The 22,779-nt window shown below is 66.9% G+C and carries 17 protein-coding genes; 6 read left to right on the top strand and 11 right to left on the bottom strand.

The window, feature by feature from the left end; genetic code table 11:
* Positions 1 to 23: 23 nt before the first annotated feature.
* From HV793_RS01910 to HV793_RS01920, 3 genes are read right to left on the bottom strand one after another with little or no spacing between them, the layout of a single operon-like run.
* Positions 24 to 1,058, bottom strand: coding sequence for an HlyD family secretion protein (locus HV793_RS01910; protein ID WP_054451860.1), 1,035 nt, complete (start codon positions 1,056 to 1,058; stop codon positions 24 to 26).
* A 6-nt stretch (positions 1,059 to 1,064) separates the two neighbouring features.
* Positions 1,065 to 2,627 carry an MFS transporter gene (locus HV793_RS01915; RefSeq protein WP_125470959.1) on the bottom strand — a complete coding sequence of 521 codons (1,563 nt, stop codon included), beginning with the start codon at positions 2,625 to 2,627 and terminating at the stop codon, positions 1,065 to 1,067.
* The gene (locus HV793_RS01920; protein WP_175212564.1) at positions 2,624 to 4,084 is read right to left on the bottom strand and encodes an efflux transporter outer membrane subunit; all 1,461 of its coding nucleotides are present in this window, start codon (positions 4,082 to 4,084) and stop codon (positions 2,624 to 2,626) included. Before HV793_RS01920 ends, HV793_RS01915 begins: the two co-directional genes overlap by 4 nt.
* A gap of 368 nt (positions 4,085 to 4,452) precedes the next feature.
* Between HV793_RS01920 and HV793_RS01925 the strand changes: the two genes are divergently transcribed.
* The 4 genes from HV793_RS01925 to HV793_RS01940 are packed head-to-tail and all read left to right on the top strand — an operon-like array spanning position 4,453 to position 8,992.
* Complete coding sequence (locus tag HV793_RS01925) at positions 4,453 to 4,974, top strand: Csu type fimbrial protein (protein WP_054451863.1); 522 nt, start codon at positions 4,453 to 4,455, stop codon at positions 4,972 to 4,974.
* 12 nt (positions 4,975 to 4,986) lie between these two features.
* Entirely contained in the window at positions 4,987 to 5,715 is a 729-nt protein-coding gene (locus tag HV793_RS01930; RefSeq protein ID WP_175212565.1) for a fimbrial biogenesis chaperone, read from the top strand.
* Between the two features lie 32 nt (positions 5,716 to 5,747).
* Positions 5,748 to 8,027 carry a fimbria/pilus outer membrane usher protein gene (locus tag HV793_RS01935; protein WP_175213136.1) on the top strand — a complete coding sequence of 760 codons (2,280 nt, stop codon included), beginning with the start codon at positions 5,748 to 5,750 and terminating at the stop codon, positions 8,025 to 8,027.
* Complete coding sequence (locus HV793_RS01940; protein WP_158598584.1) at positions 8,024 to 8,992, top strand: Csu type fimbrial protein; 969 nt, start codon at positions 8,024 to 8,026, stop codon at positions 8,990 to 8,992. The genes HV793_RS01935 and HV793_RS01940 overlap by 4 nt, the downstream gene beginning before the upstream one ends.
* Positions 8,993 to 8,995: 3 nt before the next feature.
* Here the strand turns inward: HV793_RS01940 and HV793_RS01945 are convergent, their stop codons facing one another.
* Positions 8,996 to 9,229, bottom strand: a complete 234-nt coding sequence (locus tag HV793_RS01945) for a hypothetical protein (RefSeq protein WP_119451874.1) — start codon at positions 9,227 to 9,229, stop codon at positions 8,996 to 8,998.
* A 230-nt stretch (positions 9,230 to 9,459) separates the two neighbouring features.
* Here HV793_RS01945 and HV793_RS01950 point away from each other — a divergent pair, with 230 nt between their 5' ends.
* Positions 9,460 to 11,823: a mechanosensitive ion channel domain-containing protein gene (locus HV793_RS01950; RefSeq protein ID WP_175212566.1), complete on the top strand. Its 2,364-nt coding sequence runs from the start codon at positions 9,460 to 9,462 to the stop codon at positions 11,821 to 11,823.
* 209 nt (positions 11,824 to 12,032) lie between these two features.
* Entirely contained in the window at positions 12,033 to 12,677 is a 645-nt protein-coding gene (locus HV793_RS01955) for a response regulator (protein WP_054451868.1), read from the top strand.
* 8 nt (positions 12,678 to 12,685) lie between these two features.
* Here the strand turns inward: HV793_RS01955 and tssA are convergent, their stop codons facing one another.
* Genes tssA through cuyB form a run of 7 tightly spaced genes read right to left on the bottom strand, consistent with a single transcriptional unit; the run spans position 12,686 to position 22,776 of the window.
* The gene (gene tssA, locus HV793_RS01960; protein ID WP_225590379.1) at positions 12,686 to 13,840 is read right to left on the bottom strand and encodes a type VI secretion system protein TssA; all 1,155 of its coding nucleotides are present in this window, start codon (positions 13,838 to 13,840) and stop codon (positions 12,686 to 12,688) included.
* Entirely contained in the window at positions 13,837 to 17,967 is a 4,131-nt protein-coding gene (locus tag HV793_RS01965; RefSeq protein WP_175212567.1) for a type VI secretion system protein, read from the bottom strand. The genes tssA and HV793_RS01965 overlap by 4 nt, the downstream gene beginning before the upstream one ends.
* Positions 17,968 to 18,009: 42 nt before the next feature.
* Positions 18,010 to 18,753 (bottom strand): DotU family type IV/VI secretion system protein, encoded by a 744-nt coding sequence (locus HV793_RS01970; RefSeq protein WP_054452301.1) that lies wholly within the window; start codon positions 18,751 to 18,753, stop codon positions 18,010 to 18,012.
* A 22-nt stretch (positions 18,754 to 18,775) separates the two neighbouring features.
* Positions 18,776 to 20,107 (bottom strand): type VI secretion system baseplate subunit TssK, encoded by a 1,332-nt coding sequence (tssK, locus tag HV793_RS01975; RefSeq protein ID WP_175212568.1) that lies wholly within the window; start codon positions 20,105 to 20,107, stop codon positions 18,776 to 18,778.
* Positions 20,108 to 20,165: 58 nt separating this feature from the next.
* Positions 20,166 to 20,606 (bottom strand): hypothetical protein, encoded by a 441-nt coding sequence (locus HV793_RS01980; RefSeq protein ID WP_175212569.1) that lies wholly within the window; start codon positions 20,604 to 20,606, stop codon positions 20,166 to 20,168.
* 47 nt (positions 20,607 to 20,653) lie between these two features.
* Positions 20,654 to 22,081, bottom strand: coding sequence for a dicarboxylate/amino acid:cation symporter (locus HV793_RS01985; protein ID WP_054451873.1), 1,428 nt, complete (start codon positions 22,079 to 22,081; stop codon positions 20,654 to 20,656).
* The gene (gene cuyB, locus HV793_RS01990; RefSeq protein WP_175212570.1) at positions 22,078 to 22,776 is read right to left on the bottom strand and encodes a cysteate racemase; all 699 of its coding nucleotides are present in this window, start codon (positions 22,774 to 22,776) and stop codon (positions 22,078 to 22,080) included. Before cuyB ends, HV793_RS01985 begins: the two co-directional genes overlap by 4 nt.
* Positions 22,777 to 22,779: the final 3 nt, after the last annotated feature.

Raw genomic sequence — 22,779 nt, forward strand, 5'->3', positions numbered from 1 at the left:
GGCGGCCGTCCCCCTCGATTCCATCAGTCATCGACCAGGATTTCGGGCGTGACCGACATGCCCACCTTCAGATTGGCGGCTGCTGGCTGATCCGCATTGATGCGAATCCGCACCGGCAGCCGCTGGACGATCTTGGTGAAGTTACCGGTGGCATTGTGCGGCGCGACTGCGGAATAGCTCACGCCGCTGGCGGGCCCCAGGCTTTCCACCGTTCCCGCCAGCACCTCGCCCGCCAGCGCATCGACCTCGATAGCCACCGCCTGGCCCGGCCGCACGCGCGCCAGCTGCGTTTCCCGGAAGTTTGCCGACACATAGACAGCGTCCAGCGGGACTATCGCGAGCAAAGGCTTGCCGACAGTGACGAAGGCGCCGACACGCACCGATTTCTGCCCCACGGTGCCGTCCACGGGCGCGGTGATGCGGGTGTACGACAACTTGAGTTCCTCCGCGGCCTGCACCGCCTGCGCCTGGGCGAAGGCGGCGCGGGCCTTTTCCAGGTCCGCCTGCAGGACATCCACCTGCTGGCGGGCAGCCAGCAGGCTGGCCTGGGCCTTTTCCAGGCTGGCCTGTTGAACGCTGGCCTGCATTTCGGCCTGCTGGCGCGCCTGGACGGTTCCCGAGCCGTCCGTCGCCAGGTTCCGATAGCGCGTCTGGTTGGCACGGGCCAGCTTCAGCGCGGCCTCATCCACCGCCACCGCCGCCTGCGCCTGGCGGATGGAGGACTCCTGCTGGACCAGCCGGGCTTGCAGGCCGGCGACGCTGGCCTGGGCGCTGGCCGCCTGGGCCCGGGCGGCATTGGCGGCGGCGACGAAATCACGGTCGTCCACGGTGGCGAGCAGTTGCCCCTGCCTGACGGGCTGGTTGTCCTCGACCAGCACCTTGTCGATCCGGCCCGCGACCTGCGGCGCCACCATCGTGAAATCCGCGTGCACGTAGGCGTCGTCGGTGGACTGGGTGGATGCCCGGGATTCGGAACGGTTGAGATACAGGCCGCCGCCGATCAGCAGCATGAGCAGCAGCGCCGTGGTCGTGATCTTTGCTTTCTTCGGTAATGCCATGATGGACTATCCCTGAATGGAAGATGGAACTGTGGAAGGACGCGAGACCGGGCGCAGATCGGGAGGGGGGATGTAGTTCAGCCTCAACACGATGGGAATCAGCAGCAACGCCAGGACGCCCAATACGCGGTAGGCATCGGCGATCGACAGCACCAGCGACTGCTGGCTGACGATGCGCATGAGCTGCCCGGGCTCCAGGCTGTCCGGGACGTAGTTGCCGACCAGCGCCGCCTGGCCCAGCAGCATTTCCGCATGGAAGCGGCCGCGCACGGTCAACAGCTGCCCGACCACGGCGGCGCCCAGCACCGAGCCCAGCGCGCGCAGCGTATTGATTGCCCCCGAGACATAAGGCCCTTCGTGCGGTTGCACCACGCTGGTGATCAGGAACAGCATGGACACCACGGCCATGGGCTGCCCCATGGCTTGCAATGCCTGTGCCAGCACGAACTGCTCGCGGTTCCACGTGACCGTCAACTGCGCGCCTGCCAGGCAGGCGAGCGCGATCAGGACCAGCCCCGCCGAAAACACCATCCGCGCATCCACCCATTTCCGATACAGCAGCAACGCCACCGCAAAGCCCAGGACCAACTGCGGCAGCGCCACGATCAGCCCGATGGATGCCATTTGCGCGGGCCTGTAGTCCTGGATCGGCGCCAGATAGCCGGCCGGCAGCAATGAGCCGGACAACAGCACCACCAGCAGGAAAACGAACAGAGTGAAGCCCAACACCAGATTCCGGCGACCCAGAACCTGCAGCTTGATGAACGGCATGGGGTGATACCACTCCGTCAGCAGATAGACGACCAAAAGAATCACGCCCGCTGCCAGCGCAAAGGTGACCAGGGGCGAGTTGAACCAGTCCAGCCGGACGCCCTGGTCCAGCGCGACGGCGATCAATCCGAACGCCGGCACGCCGCAAGCCATGCCGAACCAATTGGCCTGACGAAAGCGCCCTGCGTCCACAGGCTCGCGGTGCAGCCCCCAGCCGACCAGCGCCGCGGCGATCACGGCCAGAGGGATGATCTGCCAATACACCCAACGCCAGTCGAACAGCGCGTCGGTCCACAGGCCGGCCAGCCAGATGGAGAGATTGGGGGCAAAAGTGGCGGTCATCGCATACAACGCCAGGCCGTACAGCCTGATGGGCGGCGGCAGGAACTTCAGCGCCGCCATCATCAACAGGGGAATCGTGGTGCCGCTGGCGAGACCCTGCAGGAACCGCAGGGCCAGCAGCAGATGCAGGTCCTGGACAGCAGGCAGGACCAAGGCCAGCGTCGTGCACGTGCCCAGCATCCAGAGTTCGAAGCGGCGCACCGACAGCGTGATGGCGAACCACGCCGCGAACGGCATGGCAATCAGTTCTCCCGCACTGTATGCCGTCGTGAGCCAGGAACCCCCGTCAAAGCCGGCGCCCAGCGCGCCGCGCAAGTCCGCCAGCGCCAATGCGCCGACACGGTTGTTCAAGCCAGCCATCATGGCCGCGAGAAAGATGCCCAGAAGTCCGGCCATGGCGCGCATCGAAGGCTTGGGCTGGCCGTGCGCCGCTTGAGCGGATGGCGTGGCGCTCATGGCGTGGCCTGCTCTTGCGAATTCCAGCCGCCGCCCAGCGACTTGTACAGATTGACCACCGTAAGCGTGCCGTCGGTGGCGCTGGCGTTCAGACGGGTCTGGCTGGCAAGCAGGTTGCGCTGCGCGGTGAGCACGGTGAGATAGTCGGACGCCCCCTGTTCATAGCCGCGCTCGGCGGCCCGCAGCGCCTGCAGGTTCTGCTCATACGACACCAGCAGTTCATCGTGTTCGCGTTGCTGCTCGGCCCAGGCATCCAGTGCATTGTCCACCTCATGCCAGGCCTGCAGGACCGTCTGCCTGTAGGCCAGCGCCGCCGCCTTCTGCCGCGCTTCGTTGAGCGCCAGGCGCTGCACCAGCCTGCCGCCCTGGAAAATGGGCAGGTAGACCGTCGGGCCGATCGAGAAAAAGCGGGAGTCCCAGCTGGCCAGGTCGCTGCCATCGAACGCTTCCACTCCAAGTTGGCCGACCAGGGCGATGCGCGGATAGAAGTCGGCCTTGGCCACTCCTATCGCCGCCGTGGCGGCATGGAGCCGGGCCTCGGCGCGCTGGATGTCGGGTCGCCTGTGCGCCAGCTGCGAAGACACGCCGACTGGCACGCTGGCGGGCAAGGAGGGCAGCGGCATCGTGCCGCGCAACGTTTCGTCCAATGCGCGCGGCCGCTCACCCAGTAGCAGCGCCAACGCATTCAGCAGCGCGTTGCGGCGCTTGTTCAGCTCAGGCAACAAGGCCCGCACCGTCGCCAGCTGCGCGCGGGCCGTGGCGGTTTCGAAACGGGTGGCCACGCCATTGCGTTCCCGGCTCTGCGTCAAGCCCAGAACCCGCTCGGCGACCGCCAGGTTCTGCCGGGCGATGTCGAGCTGGGCTTGGGTGCCGCGCAGTTGCAGGTATGCGCGGGCCACCTCGGCCGCCAACGCCACCTTTGCGGCCTCGCGGTCGTACACGGTGGCTTCCAGGGAAGCCTCGGCGCCTTCGCGCAGGCGCCGGGCGCGGCCCCACAGGTCTATCTCCCATCTGGCGTTGAACCCCAGCCGCCAGAAGTCGTCGGGGGTGCTGGACGCGCCCAACGCGACGAACTTGCCGTTTTCGCTGAGCGCTTCGCGCGCATAACTGGCGCCCGCGTCCAAGCTGGGCAAGAGTTCCGACGAGGCGATCCCCAACTGCGCCCGGCTTTGTTCGATGCGCGCGGCGGCCATCTGCAGATCGAGGTTGCCGGCGGCGGCCTGGGCCTGAAGCCGGGCAAGCACGGGATCTTCGAACAGCAGCCACCATTGCACCGGCACCTCGGCGTCGGACAGCCGCGCGTGACCGGCAGGCTCCTGCCTCGGCGCGAGATCCACCTCGGCCAGTCCATCGGCCGGCCGGACGAAGTCGGGCCCGACCGCGCAGCCCGCCAGCATCGCGGCGCACAACGCCGCGCTGGCGCAACGCCATAGCGGCGAACGGATCGGTGTCAACATCACGGCAGTTCCTTGTAGGTGAGCAACGCATTCGTCGGGACAAGCGACGAGGCCAGTATGCTCAGCCCCTTACGGGAACGCTTCGCGTACACCTTGGATTTCCATTGAGTTTGGCTTGGGGATTCGTCCAATCCACCCGTAATCCTGGACAACCGCTGTCAGCCCGAAGTTGTGTCTTTTCATTTCGATTTTGGCTAAAGAACGGGACAAAGATCCGCTATGTCTCAGCAACGGCCCAAACCGGCTTGAGCAGGCCCGGAAAATTCGCGCCTGGGACAGCAACCGAAGAAGTTAGAAATAATGCGAAATAAATTGCACTGCCCCCTCCGCTAAGGTCGAGCTAGCCATTGACTTGGAGGAGAGCGAGCATGAAGGCCATCGGTTCTGCTGCGATTCTGTCCGCGACTATCGGCTTATCCCTGCCCGCCGCGGCCCCCGCTCAGGTCTACCAGAACGGGACCGCGACGGCGACTTTCAATGTTTCCCTGACGGTGCAGGCAAACTGCACGATTGCGGCCGATCCGCTGGTCTTTCCCTCTACCGGCCTCTTGAGCGCCGCGGTGAATCAGGAAACTACAGTCAGGGTCACCTGCACCAACACCACGCCCTACAACGTAGGCCTGGACGCCGGCACGGCGGCGGGCTCGACGATCGCGAATCGCCTGCTCGTGGGCACCGCGCCAGGCAACACCACCACCAGCGTGGGCTATCAGCTCTACCAGAATGCAGGCCGCACGACGATCTGGGGCAACACGCAAGGCACGGACACGGTGGGCGGCACCGGCACGGGCGCGGCCCAGACGCTGACCGTCTACGGCAGGGTGCCGCCCCAGGCCGCCCCCAAGCCGGATACGTACCAGTCGACGGTCACGGCCACCGTCTACTTCTGACCGCGGATCGACATGACGACGCTTGGGATCGTACGCCAGGCGGCGGGGGCCTGTTTGTTCGGCATGGCGCTGCAAGCGCATGCCGCCAGCCTGCAGATCTCGCCGGTAATCCTGAACCTGGACGGCGCGGAACGCGCCGCCAGCATGACCTTGCGCAACGAAGGCGCCGAACCGATCTATGGCCAGGTCCGCGTGTACGCATGGAGCCAGACCACGACCGAAGACGTGCTGCAGGAGACCTCGGACCTGGTGGCCAGCCCCCCGATGATCCAGATCGCGCCGGGCGGCACGCAAGTCGTGCGCCTCTTGCAGCCCGAGGCCGCCAAGCGGCCCGGCGAAGCGTCGTACCGCCTGATCATCGACGAAATCGCGCCACCCGATCCTTTGCGCGCAACGGGCGTGCAAGTGCGGCTGCGCTATTCGGTGCCTGTGTTCGTGGGCGCGGCCCCGCAAACTCCCGCGCAGCGGCACCTGGCCTGGACCCTGGTGCGCAACGGTCCCGACTGGGCCCTGCGCGTCGACAACAGCGGCACGCACCGCGCGCAGCTCAGCGACGTGGCACTGGTCTTCAACGGCCAGCGCCGCAGCCTGCGGGATGGCCTGCTCGGCTACGTCCTGGGCGGCAGCGCGCGCCAGTGGCCCCTGCCCTTCCAGCCCGCCATGCACGGGGCGGTCACGGTCAACGCGCGGGTGAACAGCGTTCCCGTCCAGGCCGACGTGCAAGCCGATACAGGGAAGTGAAACATTGCACGCGCGCCATGCAGCTGACTCTGATGCTCGCCGCCGCAGCGGTTCATGGCGGCGTGCGTGCACAGGCCGCGCCTGAGACGGCCGTGGGACTGGCGGCCATCGACGTCTATCTGAACGTCAGCATCGGCGGCCAGCCCAGCCATCGGATCGCGCGATTCGAAGACGAGCATGGCCGCCTGTCGGCTCGCGGCGCGGACTTGCGCAGCCTGGGGATCGATACCCATGCCTTGGGAATAGCAGACGATGCACGGATTCCCCTGGAAGAGATCCCCGGCCTGAAGTACCGCTACGACGCGGCCGCGCAAGACGTCGATCTCGACCTGCCGGACCGGTACCGCATCGCGAACCGTATCGATGCGCGGGGCTTGAATCCCGTCGCAGCGGCCACGGCGGATCGCGGCCTGCTCATCAATTACGATCTTTATGCACGCACCGACCGCGACAATCCGCTGGCGATCTGGAGCGAACAACGCTATTTCGACCAATATGGGGTCTTCAGCAATACAGGCACGGCTTACCTGTATCGCGACCTGCGGCGCTATGTCCGCTTCGACTCCAGCTGGACCCACTCCGACCCCGCCACATTGACGGCCACCCAGGTGGGCGACACGATTTCCGGATCGCTGGCCTGGTCGCGCTCCATACGCATGGGCGGCCTGCAATGGCGGCGCAATTTCTCATTGCGGCCCGACCTGGTCACGTTCCCCATGCCGGACTTCGCCGGCAGCGCCGTGGTGCCGTCCTCCGTCGATGTCTATATCAACAACATCCGCCGCTATTCGGGTGACGTCCCCAGCGGCCCCTTCGTGGTCGACAACGTCGCGGGCATCACGGGTTTCGGGCAGGCAAACGTCATCACGCGCGACGCCCTGGGCCGGCCCGTGTCGCAGTCGGTGCCCATCTACATCGATACGCGGCTGCTGGCGCAAGGCATGTCCAGCTATTCGGTCGAAGCGGGCTTTCTGCGCCGCGCGTATGGCTGGCGCTCGTTCGACTACAAGGACGATCCCGCCCTCAGCGGCACCTGGCAATACGGCGTCTCGAACGCACTGACCGTTGAAGCGCATGGCGAAGCCAGCGCCGGCCTGTACAACGCGGGGGCCGGCATGCTGGCCAAGCTGGGCATGGCGGGCGTCGTCAACGCGTCGCTGGCCGGCAGCCTGGGCAGGAACAGCGGCCTGCAGGTGGGCCTGGGCTATCAGTACGTGGACGAGCGCTACTCCATCGACATACAGAGCCTGCGCGCGATTTCCGACTACGCCGATCTGGCGGCCAACGACGGCATCCCCGTATCGCCCGCCAGCGACAGGGCGACGCTGGCCGTGCCCCTGGGCGGCGGGCAGACCGTATCGCTGAGCTATATCGGCCAACGCTATCCGGGCGTCGACGCCGCCCACATCGGTTCAGTGGCCTACACCACGCGGCTGGGCAACCGCGCCACGTTGAGCGTGAGCGCCTACCAGGACTTCAACGACAGCGACAGCCGCGGCGCGTTCCTCAGCCTGGGCATCACCCTGGGCGAAACCTCGTTCAATGCCATGGCCGGACGCCAGGACGGCGGCTCATACACCAACGCCAGCGCAATCCGCAGCCCCGATTACGGCGGCGGATTCGGCTGGGGCGTGCAGGCCGGCACCTACGAGGCGGGCCGCTACGAGCAAGGCTGGGGCCGCTACCTGGGACGCTACGGCGAGATCACGCTGGGCGCGCAGCGCTACGACGGACGCACCACGGGAGAGCTCGACGTGAATGGCGCCTTCGTGTTCATGGATGGCGCGGCGCAAGCGTCCCGGCGCATCGACGACGGCTTCGCGCTGGTCTCCACCGGCGAACCCGGCCTGCCCATCCTGCATCAGAACCGGGTCATCGGCCATACGGGCTCGAACGGCCGCCTGGTGGTGCCGGACCTGAACAGCTACCAGACCAACACGCTGGAACTCGACGGCATGGACCTGCCACCCAACGCGCAGGTGTCGGCCTATGCGCTCGACGTCGTGCCCCAGTCCCGATCCGGCGTGCTGGCGGAGTTCGGCATCACCCACGAGGCCGCGGCCACCGTCGATCTCGTGGACGGCAACGGCAAGCCGCTGCCGGTGGGCGCGCGGGTCGTGCACAGGGAGAGCGGGTCCGAGGGCGTGGTGGGCTACGGCAGCCAGACCTTCGTGCGCAACCTGGGCAAGCGCAATCATCTGGACGTCCAAGGTCCGGATCTTGCCTGCACGGCGCGGTTCGACTTCCAGGCCCCCGCCGACGGCAGCCTGCCGCGCCTGGGGCCGGTGGCATGCGTGGAGGCCCGGCCATGAAAACACTGATGGCCGCATTGCTGCTGGCGGCCCTGTGGCTGGGCGGGAACGGCGCGCATGCGCAAACTTGCACCGTGTCCATGACACCCATCACGTTTCCGAACTTCAATCCGGTGCTCGGCGCATCGGTAACGCAGACCGGCACGCTGACGGCGACCTGCACCTGGGGCCTGCTTACCCCGGGATATGCCCGCGTGTGCGTGAATCTGGGCATCGGCGGCGGATCGACCGTGCAAGACCCGCGGCAGATGGCCAATGGAGTCAATCGCCTGCAATACCGGCTATCGCCGAACTCCTCCATGAGCCCGCTGTGGGGCTCGGCCGCCAACGGATCCACGCCCGTCATCATCGACCTCACGCAGCCCCTGCTAGGCAGCCAGGCCACCGTCAACCAGCCCATTACCGGGCAGATCCTGTCAGGCCAATACACGGTACCCACAGCCAACAACGCCACGACCGCGTACTCGGAAACTTTCACCGGCGTGGCAACCTTCGACTACGGATTCTCCATCCTGGTCCGGCCCGCCTGCTCGTCGCTGACCACTCGCGGCAGCTATAACTTCACGGTACGCGCCAACGTGACCAACAACTGCACCATTTCCGCCTCCCCGTTGAACTTCGGGTCGATGGCTGACTTTCGCTCGGCGCGCCTGGCCAATACGACGCTGGCGGTGCGCTGCACGAACAACGACGCCTACCGAATACGCCTGAATGGCGGCCAGAACGGCACCGTAAGCCAGCGCTACCTGCGAGACGCCACCGGCACGCGGCTGGTAAGGTATGACCTGCACACGTCGGCGGACCGCACGATCCCCTGGGGCGACGGCACCGCGGGCACCGCCTTCGTCACCGGCACGGGAACCGGCAACATCCAGCAGGTGCAAGTCTATGGACGGGTGCCCGCGCAGACGGCGCCACCCCCCGGGCAATACAGCGACGTGGTGACCGCGACCATCGAATTCTGAGGGTCAGAACACCACTGTCCAGTATTGGTCGCCCCCCGCGCGCTGCGCATGCCAGGGCGTTCCCTGGGAACATCGCACCGCGGGACGAGCCGGTCCCTGGCTGACCGTGCAGAGGCTGGGAACCGTGAAGCGCACGAGCATCGGCGCAAGCGGCGCGGACTTTGCCTGCTGGGCCGCCAGCCCGATGCTGCCTGCAAGCAAGAGTCCCAACGCCGGGAAGACAAATTTGGAGGTCATGAAAAAGCTCCAGACCAGAGTTGAGCCATCTGCACTAACGGCGACGCGCCGGATTTCTTAAGCGCGGCACGACTTCGCCCCCAATTTTTTGCCCAGATCGCACAGGAGATTCACTAGTGGTTAGATCCGCAACGACAGCATCGGTTCATTTCCCGCCTGCCGTCCTGGCAGCCCCATTGCGGCGGCGCCGACGGCCCAGGCCCTGGCTGGCGGCCCTGCTGCTGGCGACAATGCTGTGTTGCCTTGCCCTTTCCTGGCAAGCCCAGGCCGCGGGGCTGCTACAGCCGCAAGCCGCGGCGGCGTCTTCCTCGGCGCTGACTCCGGCGGCCCTGGCGGACTTGCTGGAGAATCCCGAAGCGCGCAAGGCGCTGGTGGATGAGTTGCGCGCGCAGGCCACCGGCGCAAAGCCTGCCGCTTCCCGTCCCGCAGGCGCGGCCCCTGCGTCCGCGCAGCCCGCCGAACCCGGGTTGCAGGAACGCATGGCCGACAACGTCCAGCGCTTCCTGACCGGCCTTGCGACCGACATGGGCCAGGGCGTGGAAGACATGCGCGCACTGGCCTCGGGCAGCAGCCTGCGCATGGACGGCGACGCCGCGGGCCATGCCCTGAAGCCTCTCGCCCTGGCCGCGGCCGCCACCATCCTCGCCTTCATCCTGCTACGGATGATCGCCATGTACGTCTACGGACGCATCGACCGCTGGGTCGCCGAACAGCGCCCCACTCCCGAAGCGCCGCCCAAACGCGGCGCGCCTGCCTCCATGCGGGTGCTGTACCGGCGCGCCGGAGCCATCGTGGGCGCGCTGGCCATCGATGCCGGCGTGGTGGTGCTTGCCGCCATGGCGGGCGGCGCCGCAGCCCTTTGGAGCACGCCTGGCCGCGGCACGCTGGACACGCTGGCCGCGGTATTCCTGCGCGCCTTCGTCTCGGTGGAAATCGTCAAGGTGCTGGTCCGCACGGTGTTCGCCGTCAAGCATCCGCACCTGCGCCTCTTGCCCATGACGGATGACAACGCCAGGTACTGGAATGCGTGGCTGCTGCGCATCGCCACCGCGGCCGGCTACGGCACGCTGCTGATCGATCCCGTGGTCTCGGCCTCGCTGTCGCCCGCGCTGGGGCGGCTGGCCAACCTGCTGATCATGCTGGCCGTGTACGTGTATGCGGTGCGCGTCATCTGGCGCAACCGCCAGACCGTGCGCGGGCACCTCGACCGGCGCGCCGCCAGCGCGACGACGTTCATGGGCTCGCGGCTGCACATTCTGGCGCGCGTGTGGCATGTGCTGGGCATAGGGTACTTCACCATCCTGCTGGTCGTCAGCCAGGTAGACCCGACCAACGCCCTGCCCTTCATGGCCCGCGCCACCGCGCAGACCCTGCTGGTCATCGGCGTGGGCAGCCTGCTGATCCTGCTGCTGAACACCGTGCTGGCCAAGCCCATCAGGCTGCCGGACGACCTGCGCAAGCGCCTGCCGCTGCTGGAGGCGCGCGTCAACGCCTATGTGCCCGCCACCTTGAAGCTGGTCGGCCTGATCATTCGCATCGTGCTGGTGCTGCTGGTCCTGGACGCGTGGCGCGCTTTCGACCTGTCCCGCTGGCTGGCCTCGGATGCCGGCGGCGCCGCCATCCGGATGACGGTGAACATCGTCATCGTGCTGCTGATCGCGGCGCTGGCCTGGACCGTGATCGCCAGCATCATCGAGCATCGCCTCAGCCAGAGCGAAGGTCGCGGCATGCCCAGCGCGCGCGAGCGCACCCTGCTGGCGCTGTTCCGCAACGCGGCGCTGATCGTCATCGTGACGATGACGTTGATGGTGCTGCTGTCGCAGATCGGCATCGACGTCGGACCGCTGATCGCCGGCGCCGGCGTGGTCGGCCTGGCCATCGGTTTCGGCGCGCAGAAGCTGGTCCAGGACATCATCACGGGCGTCTTCATCCAGCTTGAAAACGGCATGAACGAGAACGACGTGGTGCAGGTCGCGGGCGTATTCGGCACGGTGGAGAAGATGACGATACGCTCGGTGGGCATCCGCACGCTGGACGGGGGCTACCATCTGGTGCCGTTCTCGTCCGTGGACGTCGTCGCCAACCACATGCGGGACTTCTCGTACCACCTGGGCGAATACACCATCGCGCATCGCGAGAGCGTGGACGACGCCATCGTGCATCTGCGCGCGGCCTTCGCCGAGCTGATGACCGACACGGTGCTTGGGCCCGAGATCCTGGAAGACATCACGGTCGCCGGGGTCACCGCGGTCAACGAGAAGGGCGTGACCATCCGGATCCTGATCAAGACCACGCCGGGCATGCAATGGGCCGTGCAGCGCGGCTACAACCGCCTGCTGAAGAAGCACTTCGACGCCGCCGGCATCGAACTGCCCTACCCGCACACCGTGGTGTACTTCGGCCAGGACAAGCGGGGCTATGCGCCGCCGGCGAATGTCTTCGTGCAAGCCGAGCGGCCCGACGAAGGCGAGGACGCCCGCGCCGCCGGCCACACCCGGCGCCCGCTGGAACCCGCGCCGCGTGGCGAGGACTCGGCCGAGGTGCTGGGCAACGAGCTGGAGGCGCGCGAGGAAGGCGAAGCGCCGCGCACGTAGCCATACGCCAAGAGCATCCATGGGCCCGGCCAGGCAAGGAGCGTCCGCCCCTTGTCGCGGGCGCGCTTACGCATTGACCGCGACGTCATATTTTGATAATTTCTTAACAAATTATGTCATCGCCGAATTGCCCTGCGCAGGGTGCTCCGCGGCGCTCCGGAGCCAGCACCGCCCCCGCCGGCAGCTGGCCACCCTACCCGGAGATTCCCATGACGGCTGTGCTGATGGTCGACGACCACGCAATGTTTCGCGAGGGTCTGCAACTGACCATTGCACGGCTGGCGCCCTCCCTTGAAATCTGCCTGGCATCGAACGGCAACGAGGCCATCTCGATGCTTGCAGCCCGTGCGGATATCAGTTGCGTGATCATGGATTACTACCTGCCGGACATCGGCGGCAGCGCGCTGCTCAAGCGCCTGCGCCAATTGCGCCCCGGCATACGCATCCTGGTGATGTCCGCCTCCGAAGACCAGAACGACCGCGACCGCGCGCTGATGGCAGGCGCGCGCGGCTTCCTGCACAAGTCCGCAAGCAGCCAGATGCTGCTCGCAGCGCTGGAGGAAATGCAATCGCCGCAAGGAACAGGCGCGCAGCCGCCCACCGCCGCGGCCATACCGTGCGCGGCCATGACCGATGAAATTGCCTTGCTCAGCGAATTGACTCCCAGGCAAAGCGACGTGCTGCGCCTGATATGCGCCGGCATAGGCAACCGCGAGATTGCGCTGCAACTGGACGTGGCCGAGAAAACGGTCAAAACTCACATCACCGCCATCCTGTCTGCGCTCGGCGTGCAAAACCGCACGCAGGCCACACTATTGGCGCGCCGGGGCGGCTTGCTGGGCAAACCCAAGTAACCGTTCCGCTATTCGTTCAACAGCGACAGGTACCGCGCCATTCCCCCCTCTTCCTGCGCGACTTCCTGCATCAGGTCCGCCAATGACATGCCGCCCCAGGCCACTGCCTTTCGCAACAGGTAGGGCGTGGGGCTGTGCGGTTCGATCGCCGCCAGGTAATCGGCGATGCGCGATAGCTGGCGGTAGGCTTGCGCGCGATTGGTCAGCGGACCCAACGACGCCACGACACCGGCGTCCACAGGATCATGAATGGCCGCGGCCTCCTGATCCGCATGCGCCCGGCCGGGCATTGTCAGCGCCGGCGCTTTCCTGGCATCGCCGGCGATGGTTTCGCCCTTTCCCCCTGACCGGATGCTGTGTTCGGCCAGCAGGCCGCCGGCCACGCGCGCCAGCCGGGCCAATACATCGGGAGTACGCCGCAGCCCCGGCGCGTCGCGCCCCAGCCGTTCGTCCAATCTGCGTTCCAGCCCTTCCCATGCGGCTGCGGCCGCGTCGACGAACCTCACCATGGACTGAAGTCCCGCACGGTTGGCCGGTAGCGCCGCATACGGCATCAAGGCATCCCGGCTGAGCGCAGGCTCGGCAGGTTCAGATTCAGATTCCGCATCCGTTTCGATGCCGGAAATCGCACGGGACGTATTGCAGGCGCGCTCCCAATCGTAGAGATTGATCTCGGGCGGCTCCCTGTCTTCGGCGCGCAGCAACGGCAGATGCAGCGTGCAGGCCAGCGACAGGGTGGTGTCCAGCCAGATGAACGGCGCACAACGCGCGTCGGCCGCGTCTTCGTCTTCCATCCGCGGCCAGGCGGTTTCCCAATAACGCTGCAGCAGGCCGTCCAGCACACGAATCCCCGCCGCCAGGCCTTCCAGGCCATGCAAGCGCGTCCAGGCTTCGCATAACCATGCCGCCACCTGCAGGTCCTTGCCCTGCGTTGCCAGAGCCTCCTGGCACAACGCGGCAACCAGCGGCCAATCCGCTTTTTGCAACGGACGGTCCCAGTCGCCCATCGGCAGACTGGCGTCGTCATGCCGGCGCGCATCCTGGATCTGCTGGTACACGGGTGCATAGCGCAGCGCGGCACCCGCGCCGCCTTCCAGCGGCAACGGCGCCAGCAGGGCTTCCAGTACCGCCCCCTCCAGCGGCATTGCTTCGTGCTTGCTCATTGCGCGCTCCATTCCGGCGCGCGCGCCGGAAAACTGTTCGGCCATTGCAGCGGCGTCTTCCTGCCTGCCGGCATCAGGGCGATGCGCAGGAACACCCGCCCCTCTTCCAGGTCCGGCACCCGCGCCATTCCAGCCGCGTTGGCCATTCCCAATGGAAAATCGAAGCGCAGCAGCGGGCCTGCTCCGCGTGGCCCGGCGTCGGCGGCCTGGTGGCGCTGCATCATGGAGATCAAGGCCCAAGGATCGCTGAATTGCCACGTCAGGATTCGCCCGTCGGTCGTCAGGGCGGGCTGCCGCGGGTCCGCCATCGCGATCAGCGGCGAATCCTTGGCTAACCGCAGCGTCAGCGTGACCGGCGTGCCGTAATTCCAGTGCAGGGTCCTGGACGCGTCGCCCAGAGCGAGGCTCTGCCCCCCTATGTTCAGCGTCCAGTCGATCAATTGGTTGGCGGCCAATTCATCGCTGCGGTTGGCCCGGAACTCCACATTCAGGTCATAGCCGGCCACCCCGGCATCCTCGGACGGGTACAAGGGCGCGAACAGGGCGCGGACCTGCGCGAAATTGTCGATGAACCTCATGACCGATCCGGATGGAGTCGCGCCCCTGGCTTCGCCGTCCGCATCCCGGTATGTTCCGGCCACTCCGTCATAACGCTTCAAGGTCTGGCCAAGTTGCCCGTAATCCGCCGACGCCAGCCCCGCGGAGCCTTGTGCGGCAATGGCTCCCACGCTGGCATACCGCGCAACCGCACCCACCGCGCCCGGATTGAACGGCGCGCGGCCCGCCACCAGCACGTTGAAGGTCGCGGAGAAATCCTCCCACTGCTGGCGCAGGTCGGACACATACCGTTGATTGCAACGTCCCTGCAGCGCGCTGTACAGACGTGCATACACGGCGCCGAAGTAATCGTCGCCGCCGGCCGGCGGCGGACCCGCGGGGCGCGCCCTGCAGCCGCCCGAAGCCGGGTCCGCCACTGCCTGCACGAACTGTTCCAGGCGCAGCAAGCTGCTGTTTGGATTGCGCAACCGATACCGCTCCAGATCCTGATTGATGGCGCGCCACCGTTGAGCCAGCGGCGAGGCCGCGCTGATGGGATCCAGCGCCGCCAGGTACACCCCGGCCTCGGCGCCCAAGGTCAGGGCGCGCGCCGACTGATGGTCCAGATAGGGTCCGAGGCCGGCGGCGTCAGCGACGCCGAACATCGCCAGCACGGAAGTGCGCACGGCCGGCGCGGCGGCTTCCGCATCGAACCGGGTCGCGTACAGCTCCGAACGCTGCAGGCGCCGATCCACCTGGCGCAAATGCTCCATCGCGTCGCGGGACACCAGGGCATCCAGCGTGTCCGACTGCCGCGTCGCGCCCAACTCGGCCAACAAGGCGCGGATCCGCAGCAAGCGATTGCGTGCCGCCGTGAAAGCAGCGCTGTCTTCTCCCGCATCGGCCTGCGCCGGCGTGGCCGCTGCCATGGTCTGGTCGAACACCAGCCTGCCGAACTGCACGTCCAGCGTCCGTTCCACCACCGGTGACAAGGTGGGCGGCACGCTCTTCATCCCGTCCGCGAGAAAGCGCTTGCGCACCTCGCCCAACGCCAGGGCCTGATCCAGCTGCACGCGGTTCCAGACGATGACCGCGCCGCCGTCCAGAACGGGCGGCTGCAGGTCGCGTGGCGGGGCCATGAAAGGCTGCGCCAGCAGACCCGCGAACGCGTCGCGCAACGCCAACCGGGAAGGAGACAACACATAGCGCGCCTCCTTGTCCTGCCACAGCAGGCCGCTGTCCGGCCCGTCCAGACGCAGGGCTCTTTCGCTCTTGAATCCCTCGAAGTCCGCGCGGTCGCGCTCGCGCGCCGCGGCTGCGGCCTCCGGCCCCAGCAGACGGTTCTGGGCAGCGCGAGCCATCGCGCGGTCATAGGCGGCGCCTGGCGTGAACACGGCCTGACGCATCCATCCTCCCTTGCCGGCCGCCAACAGATCCTGTTGAGCGGTGATCGCGGTAACCAGCCTGCGATAGCTGCCGCTCACCTGCGCCGCGTCTTCCGCGTTCATGGCGGCGTCCGTGATCTGGCGCGTGGACTGCGCCACGGCGCGCTCCGTGAGCAGCAGCGGATTATTCGCAAACAGGCGCCGGTTCAGCTGCGCCGACGCCTTCTCGAACGCGCAGCCGAATGCCTGCTGCAAGCTGGCCAAGCCCTGCTCTGCCGTCGGCGTCATGCCGTAGAGCACGTTTCGATCGTGGCCGCGGCTGAAGTACGGAAGCACGTTACCCAGATCGCCTTGCAGATCGGCGCCTAGCGCGTAGCGGACCACCTGCCGCAGCGCGTCGGCGTTGCCGCCGCCCGGCTGGCGCAGATGCTGAAACGCCCGCAGCGCCGCATCGAACTGGTCGGCGCCCGCCACGTACCGTTGCAATGCACGCAGTTCGGGCTGTTCATCGATGCTCAGACTGCCGGCGCTGCTTTCATCGCCCTCCAGACTGGCGGACGGAGCGCATATGCCGTCCGACGCCAGCAAGCCGCTCACCGGGTCCAGTCCTACCCCCGTCAGCTGCGACGCGCGCGCGGCCAGCTCACGCTGGATAGCCGTCACGGCAATTTCGCCGAACTCTCGGGCAAAGCGCGCACGCACGCGGGGAGTCAGATCGTCGATGCGCGACCAGGATCCCGGCATGAAGACGGTCCACCCGGAATCCACCTGCAGCCCCTGATCCAGCGTCAGCAAGGCCAGGGCGCGCCGCCGGTACCATTCCGCCGGCAGCTCCTGGCCCTGTTGCAACGCCACGGCGCGCTCGCGCGCATCGCGCCGGGTATCTTCCAGCGCTGCGACCAGAGGCGCGTTGTGCCGTCCCAGTTCTACCGTGGCGATGATCAATCCCCCGCCCCACACCCCGAGCAAGGCGATGCCGCCCCAACGTACCGCCCGGTGCAGCACGGGCCGGGTCAGATGTTGCGAGCGCGAAGGCCGGGTCAGTCCGTACTCCTGGAAGATCTTGCGTTCGAAAAGGTCCCGCAGGAAGGCCGGTTGGCGCAACAGGTCCGCCAGCGCCGGATTCGCGGCCTCACGGCCGTCGCCCAGGTACGGTTCGGCGTCACCGGCATCCACTCGCGGCCCTGACTCGGCTTGCCGCCCGATCGTGCGCGCCGCCAGCTCTCCGCTGTCTCCGGTCAGATAAATGCCGCGAAAGAAAAAAGGCTCGTGATAAGCGCTGGGCCGCAACAGCTCGTCCACGTATAGCTGCAGCTGCGCCTGCATAGCCTGGATGCGCGCCGGCAGCAGCAGGAAGCCGCGCGCGTCCGCGACGCCCGCGTCGACCGCGAACAGTTCCGCGCTGGCGTCCGACACGGCGCCAGTGATGGAGCGCATCGCCGTCTCCACCCAATCCGATTGATATGTGGTGGACAGGTCGTAGGGGGAAGACCAGCCCAGCATGCTGGCCCGCAGCGGTTCCGGCAAAGCTCCCGCGAACTCGCTGAAGCCCTCCAGGGCTTCGCAGTCCGTCACCACCACATAAACGGCAAACCGCATGGCGAACCGGTTCTGCGCCAACCACAGCCGCCGATGCGCCAGCTTGGCCCGCCGGGCAAGTTCCAGCTGGGAGTCCGTGTCGGCGGTCAGCAGCATGCCAGCAGGCACCGTGATCACCACCGAGTCAAAGGGCCGCTGCGGACGATAATTCCGGCACAAACCCAGGAATTCGTCCCAGGGCTTTTCGTTGCTGTCCTGCCCCGGCGCATCCAGATAGGCCGCCTTGATATCGATGACAATGCCGCGGTCGAAGAAATTCCACGAAATCCCCTGCGTCGACGTCGGCCCCGCGGCTTCCGAGCCCAGCACGCTGGGTACGCCCGCCTGGGCTATCGGCAGTCCGCCGCTGCCGTCGCCCTCGTTGAGCACCATGATCCACGGTATGCGGTAGCGTTCGCCGCGCGCGGCGATGTTGGCCTCGATCAGCTCGACCGCCTGGCGGAAGGCATTGCGCAAGGAATCGGAGCGCAGCCGCACGACCTTGCGGTCCTGCTCGGGTTTCTTATGGGCGCCATGCCTGGCGAAGTACAGGACTATGCCCAGCACGGCAAACACAACCAGGGTCAGCACGACGACCGACAACAGGAACAGATTGCTCGTCAGCATGGCAAGGCTCCCTGGATCACGTCACGGATGATCTGCATGGCGTCAGTCCCGGGCAACATCGGCGTGCAGCGCCTGACGCACCGGCCATGACTGCCATAGCCAGGCGATCTCCGACACGGCCAGCAGCGACGCCATGCCCAGCAGAAAGATGAAGGTCCATCGGCTGACCGTCGGCAGCTTGCGCGGCGCGACGTGCGACAGGATGTTGGAGTACGCCGCCGGCGCCAGGACCCGGTCCCGGCCTCCCAGGTCCGCCCGCCGCTGATAGACGAATTCGTACAATTCCTCGCGATAGCCGCGCAGCCGTTGCGCCGCATCCGCACCGCGATAGCGGCCCTGAAACCCCACCGCCAGCGCAAACAGGTACAGGCGGGCGATGCTGCGGCGCGATGGCTCGCGCCCCGACAACAATTGCTCGATGCGCTGGAAAACCAGATCGCCCGCCACGTTGGTGCGGAACAAGTTGGATTCGAGCAGATAGGCGGTCCAGCGGTCACGCCCCGCCCACTCGGCATTCAACAGGATCTCATCGGCCAGGACCGCCTTCAGGTAGCGCGCGTCGGCCAGGTTCTCGGCGTCGAACCGGGTGCTGTCACGGCGTGCCTGCAATGTCTGGATCTCAAGCAGGCTCAGCATGTGCCGGCTGAGCTCCTGCGCCGCAGCCTCGGCCGATGGCGCCTCGCCTGCCGACACCCGCATCCGCACTCTCTCCAGTTCGTCCAGAAACCCGCGGAACTGGCTGGTCACCAGGTCGTCTTCGTCCCCATCGGGCCGATTGCGTGTCAGATTCGCCATGATCTCCCTTCCCTCAGCCCTTCACGAACAACAGCATTTCCTGGGGCCGCTGCGCACTTTCGCCCTCGTTGGAATTGGCGATCAGCAATGGCTCATCGCCGTGCACCAGGCCCGAGGCGGCCTGGATCTCGAACAACAGGTATCCCGAGCCCGAACGCAGGCCCAGTTCTTCGGCGTACTCGACATTGCGCCGTACAGCCCCCAGCACGCGACGGCTGCGCAACGATGGATAGACAGGCTGGGACCCGATGACCGCCCCTGCCATCCACGCCAGCAGGTCGCGGTCCGATTGGCCCCGCACGCCGATCACGAGCCGCTCCCCTATCCATTCCGGGCGCAGCTTCAGCGCGAAGGCGCCGTGGTCGAAGTCGAACTTGTACTGGCGGAAATCCTCGTTGATCTCGGAGCTTGCTTCCCGCAGAAAGCGCAGCATGGGCGTAAAGACGGAAAGCGGATCCGCATGGTCGTAGTCGGGTGGCGGCGGCGATATCGCGCCAGGCTTGAGCAGGCATAGCGATCCCGCCAGGGACGCCAGCGCCAGATACAAGGTCCAGGGGTGCAGATGCGGCGTGCGCAGGACGGCCTCGGCCATGGGCAAGCCTGCGAGCAGGCTGCGCAGCCTGTCCCTGAGCTCCAATTGGGTCAGCCGGTCATCCACCCGGGACGATGGATTGGCCGTCTGCCGGGCGATGAAGGCAGCCTTGCCGCGCAACTGGCCCAGCAACGCCGAGGCGGCGACCCAGAGCGGGTTGTCGTGTTGCACTTCCAGCAGCGGCGGCAGGCGTTCGCCAACCCTGACGACCTCATTGTCCTTGTAGAGCGATCCCAGGCGCAGCGCCACGAACTGCGCGGCAGGCACGTCCCCGGCCGACAACGCCAGGTTGGGCAGCAGGCGCGAGATATCCGCCGCAGGGGCGTCGGACACCTGGTCCTCTACCGGCGCCCCGGCCACGGAACGGAATCGGCGGACTTGCCCTTCGCGTCGCGCCAGGGTCGCGACGGGCAAGGTCACGTAAAAGTCGATCGGACCGTCGGCCAATTGCGCCGCATGGGAATCCAGCGCCAGTTCCAGTCTTTCCGCCGTGTCCGTTCGCGCGGCATAGGCAATGGCAGTGCCGTCCGGCATGATCGCTTCCAGCTCCAGAACCCGCACGATGCCGGCGGGCAACAGTCCGCTGTCCAGCACCAGCCGGCGCACGCCCCAGCTGAAGGGCGCCGCCGCCAGCGTCTGCCACGCCACCAGCGTGTCGACGCGCGAGGCCAGCAACTGGAAGTGCTGGGGCGCCAGCAGCATGCCTTCATGCCATTCCACGGCATCCGTCACCACAGTTTGAAGGCGGGTCATGCGGCGGCCCTCCTGGCATGCGCACCGGGCGCGCCGGGCAAGAATCGAATCCTATTCATCATTGGCCCGCCGTCACGGTAAATCCCTTGTTCTCCAGGCGGATCAGCAGCCGGCCGCTGAACGCGTCCACCCGCGCCCGATGAGCACCCGGCGCCGCATAGCGCGCAAACACGAATGCCCCCGCCACGCGCGGGCCTTCGAGTTTGTCTCCGGGTACGCTCAGATGCTGGCCCGGAACCACCTCCCAACCTTCATATCGCAATCCCTGCGGATAGGTGTTGAGCAGGTCGTCCTTCCCGGCGAACCACTTGGCTGCCGTCAGTTCGGCAAAGCGCGCCAAGAGGGCTTCGTCCTTGACCAGCACCAGGTCGACCGCCACCGGACTATCGCCATTCGCGTCCGTGGCCGCGGATACCACCACCTGCTTCCACGCCGGCTTTTCGCCTTTGAAATAGTCCAACCCCAACGCGGAACATCCCGTCAGGGCCGCCATCAGCATCAATACCCCGCCTCGCGCAGCGCGCCATGCCCACCCCGTCGCTCTCATCACCTGGCTCCCAACCCGATACCCAACAATACGATCAGCAATCCCGCCAGCACCATGCAACTTCCCATCAGCATCAGCTGCATGCCGGAAAAGGCCAGTTGCAAAGGAGCGCGCCCCGCCGTCCCGTCGCGCCCGGCCGCCCGTTCGGACGAAAGGCCGTCCGACACCCAGGCCACGACCACGCACACGCATAGCAGGCTGAGCACCGTCCGCAATCCGTCGCACAGCAGGTCAATGGCCACGAACAACACGCCTGCAGCTTCCACCGGCAGCTCGAGCAGCCCCAGCGTCAAGCCCGCGAACGCCACGTTCGCCGCTCCGCCATGTCCTGCCGACACGAAGGCCGCCGCCATCGAACCCGCCGCGACCAGCACGAGTTCCGCGCCGCCCAAAGGCCTGCCGTAAAGATTCGCGACGAATAGCGTCACCAGCGCGAAATACAGCGCCGCCCCGCCCCTCAGGAATACCGCACCGAAGGGCAAGGCAAGCTCAGCCACGCCGCGGCTGAATCCCAGGCGCGCGCTCATGACTTCGATGGCATGCGGAACTGGCGCTGTCGCGCTGCCGGAGGCCAGCCCGACCAGCAGCGGTCCTTTCATCTCCGCCAACACGGACAGGAACGGCAGGCCTGCGCGGGCCGATATGACGGCCATCGCCGCGATCGACAGCACGATCGCCGACAACATGAAGCACAACAGGAAGCCGCCCATGGCGCCCAGCGTGGCCGCCTGCGCGTTCGACGTCAGATACGCGCTGGCGCCAAACGCCAGGACCGGAATCAGCAGATTTGCCCGGTCGATGATGATCCCCAACGCCCGGTACGAGCTTTCAAAGATTCCATCGAGCAACGCGGTACGCTCGCGCGACAACGAAGCGAAGGCCAACCCGAACAACAGCGTCGCCACCAGAATTCCCAGCGTGTTCCCCTGCGCCAGCACGCGAAAGAAGTTGTCGGGCAGCAGCCCACGCATCACGCTCTCCCGCCGCGATGCGCCATCGCCCATTGCCGCGCCGGCATCCGGCGATTCCATCAGGCTGACGCTGTTCTCGGACAGCGCATTGCCCTCGCTCCAGACCAGCTCGCCCAACTGGGCATGTTCCTGCGGGCTCAGGTGCTTGCCCGGCATGACGGCCGCGCCCAGCAGGGTGCCGCTCACGGCGCACGCGCCCACCAGCGCCACCGCCAGGGCCGCGGTCAGCGCAATCCGCCTGCCCGGGCGCGGCATATCCAGCACCTGGCGCAAACCGAAGAAGATCGCCACCACCAGCAAGGGCATGGCGGCCATGTTCACCACCACCAGGTAGAGCTTGCCGACCAGGTAGGCGGCGTGCCCCAACGGCTGCGCCATGACGCCCGCCAACGCCCCGGTCGCCATGCAGAAGGCCAGCAATACGGTGCTGCCGGAGAGGCGGTTCAAGGCGCTCATGCGGACACGTTCCAACCGCGCGTCAACGCATAGCGGACGGTTGCCGCCGCCAGCTCCTGCGTGCTGTCGATCAGCGGCATGGGCGCGTGCGCGATCGCCCCCGCAGCCAAGGGAATCTCCGTGCACCCCATCACGGCCGCCGTCGCCCCGCCGGCTTCGAGCTGCCGCAACGCCAGTTCCAGCTGGCTCGCAGCCGCCGTCAGGTCTCCCGCCTTGACCTGCGCGATGCAGGCGGTGATCCGCGCCTGCTCCACGGCGCCCGGCACCAGGAAATCGATACCTCGTTCGCGCAGGCTCGCCTGGTAGAAGCCCGACACCAGCGTGCCGCGCGTGGCCAGCACCGCGACCTTGCCGCCTTGCGGCACGGCGTCGGCGCAAACCTCGCCGATATGCAGCATGGGCGCCGCGCTGCGCCGCTGCATTTGCTGGTACCAGTGGTGTGCCGAGTTGCACGGCACCACCAGCAATCCGACGCCGCTGCGATTGAGCAGGTCCACGCCCGCGTACAACGCCGGCAACGGATCCAGGCCATCCCCCAGGATCGCGGAAGAACGGTCTGGCGTATGCGGCAGGTTCGCCACCACCATGGGCAGATGATCCTGGTCGCGCGCGCCCTGTGTCAGGCGAACAATGCGTCCCATGAAGTCCACCGTCGCCAACGGCCCCATGCCCCCAAGCACTCCGATCATCGTCATCGC

It is taken from the genome of Achromobacter aegrifaciens, assembly GCF_902859965.1.
GTDB classification, from domain to species: domain Bacteria; phylum Pseudomonadota; class Gammaproteobacteria; order Burkholderiales; family Burkholderiaceae_B; genus Achromobacter; species Achromobacter aegrifaciens.

What these genes read in the sequence shown, in the direction of transcription:
- HV793_RS01910 (WP_054451860.1), bottom strand. Translation starts at nt 1,058, where the DNA reads ATGGCATTACCGAAGAAAGCAAAGATCACGACCACGGCGCTGCTGCTC.
- HV793_RS01915 (WP_125470959.1), bottom strand. Translation starts at nt 2,627, where the DNA reads ATGAGCGCCACGCCATCCGCTCAAGCGGCGCACGGCCAGCCCAAGCCT.
- HV793_RS01920 (WP_175212564.1), bottom strand. Translation starts at nt 4,084, where the DNA reads ATGTTGACACCGATCCGTTCGCCGCTATGGCGTTGCGCCAGCGCGGCG.
- HV793_RS01925 (WP_054451863.1), top strand. Translation starts at nt 4,453, where the DNA reads ATGAAGGCCATCGGTTCTGCTGCGATTCTGTCCGCGACTATCGGCTTA.
- HV793_RS01930 (WP_175212565.1), top strand. Translation starts at nt 4,987, where the DNA reads ATGACGACGCTTGGGATCGTACGCCAGGCGGCGGGGGCCTGTTTGTTC.
- HV793_RS01935 (WP_175213136.1), top strand. Translation starts at nt 5,748, where the DNA reads ATGCTCGCCGCCGCAGCGGTTCATGGCGGCGTGCGTGCACAGGCCGCG.
- HV793_RS01940 (WP_158598584.1), top strand. Translation starts at nt 8,024, where the DNA reads ATGAAAACACTGATGGCCGCATTGCTGCTGGCGGCCCTGTGGCTGGGC.
- HV793_RS01945 (WP_119451874.1), bottom strand. Translation starts at nt 9,229, where the DNA reads ATGACCTCCAAATTTGTCTTCCCGGCGTTGGGACTCTTGCTTGCAGGC.
- HV793_RS01950 (WP_175212566.1), top strand. Translation starts at nt 9,460, where the DNA reads ATGCTGTGTTGCCTTGCCCTTTCCTGGCAAGCCCAGGCCGCGGGGCTG.
- HV793_RS01955 (WP_054451868.1), top strand. Translation starts at nt 12,033, where the DNA reads ATGACGGCTGTGCTGATGGTCGACGACCACGCAATGTTTCGCGAGGGT.
- tssA (WP_225590379.1), bottom strand. Translation starts at nt 13,840, where the DNA reads ATGAGCAAGCACGAAGCAATGCCGCTGGAGGGGGCGGTACTGGAAGCC.
- HV793_RS01965 (WP_175212567.1), bottom strand. Translation starts at nt 17,967, where the DNA reads ATGCTGACGAGCAATCTGTTCCTGTTGTCGGTCGTCGTGCTGACCCTG.
- tssK (WP_175212568.1), bottom strand. Translation starts at nt 20,107, where the DNA reads ATGACCCGCCTTCAAACTGTGGTGACGGATGCCGTGGAATGGCATGAA.
- HV793_RS01980 (WP_175212569.1), bottom strand. Translation starts at nt 20,606, where the DNA reads ATGCTGATGGCGGCCCTGACGGGATGTTCCGCGTTGGGGTTGGACTAT.
- HV793_RS01985 (WP_054451873.1), bottom strand. Translation starts at nt 22,081, where the DNA reads ATGAGCGCCTTGAACCGCCTCTCCGGCAGCACCGTATTGCTGGCCTTC.
- cuyB (WP_175212570.1), bottom strand. Translation starts at nt 22,776, where the DNA reads ATGACGATGATCGGAGTGCTTGGGGGCATGGGGCCGTTGGCGACGGTG.